The following is a 1956-nucleotide window of genomic DNA, read 5'->3' as shown; positions in this document are numbered from 1 at the left end:
GTGCCCGGGGTGCTCTCCGGGTGATCCGGTGACACATCGGGGAAGGCCGCAGCGGTTCGGGGAAACAGGGTTATAGTGACTCTGTGTCACTGAATAAGCACGTAGGGTCTCATGTTGACGGGGTGTCCCACCGCGGGCGGGTCGAACGGGTCCTCACCCGCGTCTTCCGCAACGACTGGAGTGCGCTGACACCCCCCGAGATCGGCCGCTGGACCCCCGACCTGAGCGTCAGCGTCGTCATGCCGGCCCGCGGCGGCCAGCGCCGGCTCGACCTCGCCCTGGCCTCCCTCGCGGCCCAGACCTACCCCGAGGACCTGCTGGAGGTCGTGGTCGTGGACGACCACTCCTCGCCCGCCCTGCGCCTGCCCCCGCTGCGCCCCGCCCGGTGCCGCGTCCTGAACGCCCCCGAGGGCGGATGGGGCGCGGGGTACGCCCGCGCCTACGGCGCCCACGCCAGCACCGGCGACATCCTCGTGTGGATGGACGCCGACATGGTCGCCGGCCCCGAGTTCGTCGAGGCCCAGGCCCGCTGGCACCACACGCACGCCGAGGCCGTCACCCTGGGCCGCGTCCGCTTCGCCGACGCCGGCCCCCGGACCCCGGAGGAGCTCATGTCCCGCGTCCGGGCCGGGACCCTGCACCGGAGCCTGGACACCGGCCGCCGCCACGAGTGGGTCGAGTGCCTGCTCACCCAGAGCGACCGCCTGCGCGACGCCGACCACCTCGGCTTCCACGCCTACGTCGGCGCGGCGGCGGGTGTGCGGCGCAACCTGTACGAGGCCGCCGGAGGGGTGGACCCCGACCTCGACCTGGGCCAGGACACCGAGTTCGGCTACCGCCTCTGGCAGGCGGGCGCGGTCATGGTGCCCGAGCCCGCCGCCACCGCCTGGCACGTGGGCCGTGCGGGCACCGCGCGCACCCGGCTGCCCTCCGAGCGCTTCCGCACCCAGGTGCTCGCCGAACTCATGCCCCACCCCCACGCCTACCGCGAACGGGTCCCCGCCCACCGGCGCCGCATCCCTTTGGTGCACGCCGTCGTCGACGTGTCCGGCGCCCCCTACGACCTGGTCCGCGGTTGCGTCGACCGGCTCCTGGACAGCGCCGAGACCGACCTGGCCATCACCCTGGTCGCCGACTGGGAGGGCGTGCGCGAGGGGGGCGGCGCCCCCGGCGGCCCCCACCTGGACCTGCGCCTGGTCCAGGCCAACTACCTGCGCGAGCCCCGGATCTCCTTCGCCACCGCCGCGCCCCGCACCGGCTTCCCCTCGCCCTTCCTGCTCCAGGTGCCGGTGGCGTGGGGGCTGGGGCAGGTGGCACTGTCGCGGCTGCTCGCCAGCGCCGAACGCGCCCGCGCCGGGCTCACCGAGCTGTTCTCCGCCACCTCGCCCGCCCGCGACGCCGGTGTGCGGCTGTGGCGGACGCGGGCCCTGGCCCGGGCCATGCGGGTGTGCGGCGAGGAGGAGGACCTGGGGGACGTGGTCGCCGAGCTGCACGGCCGCTACCGCATCCACGCGGGCCAGGAGACCCTCACCGACCTGTCGCTGTACCGCTCGGTGCCGCCGCAGCCGCGCACCGCCCCCGACACGGTCGCCGCCCCGTGCCCCCACGGGGACGCGGGGTCCCGGGAGGGGGCGCCGGCGTCCGGCGCGGGGCGGGGCGGGCGGCGGCCGGTGGGCGCCCTGGTGAGGTCCGCCTGGCGCGGCACGCTGAGACGCCTGCGTCGCGAGCGGGCGCACGGCCCCGCCGCCGGCCGGGACCCGGCCCAGGAGGGCTGAGGCGGGGCCCCGGGGGAGGGCGTGCGGGGTCCGGCCGTGTCAGGGCAGATGGGGGAAGACACCGGCCCGGAGACGAGCGGGCCCCGCACGCCCACCACGGCGCCCGGCCCTGTGACCGAGCGCGACGCGGTCCGTACGTAAGGTACCCGACGCCGAACGTCAAGCGGGCGCGCCGCAGGGG

Annotated in this window: 1 protein-coding gene; it reads left to right on the top strand. The window is 76.7% G+C overall.

Annotation, left to right across the window (positions count from 1 at the left end; translation table 11 throughout):
• The first annotated feature begins 122 nt into the window (after positions 1-122).
• Positions 123-1775, top strand: coding sequence for a glycosyltransferase (locus ACWGL3_RS32120; RefSeq protein WP_267949903.1), 1653 nt, complete (start codon positions 123-125; stop codon positions 1773-1775).
• The last annotated feature ends 181 nt before the right edge of the window (positions 1776-1956 follow it).

This window comes from Nocardiopsis sp. NPDC055824 (genome assembly GCF_053616335.1).
The sequence above is the reverse complement of the archived record's forward strand: the minus strand, read 5'-3'. Positions and strand labels throughout refer to the sequence as shown.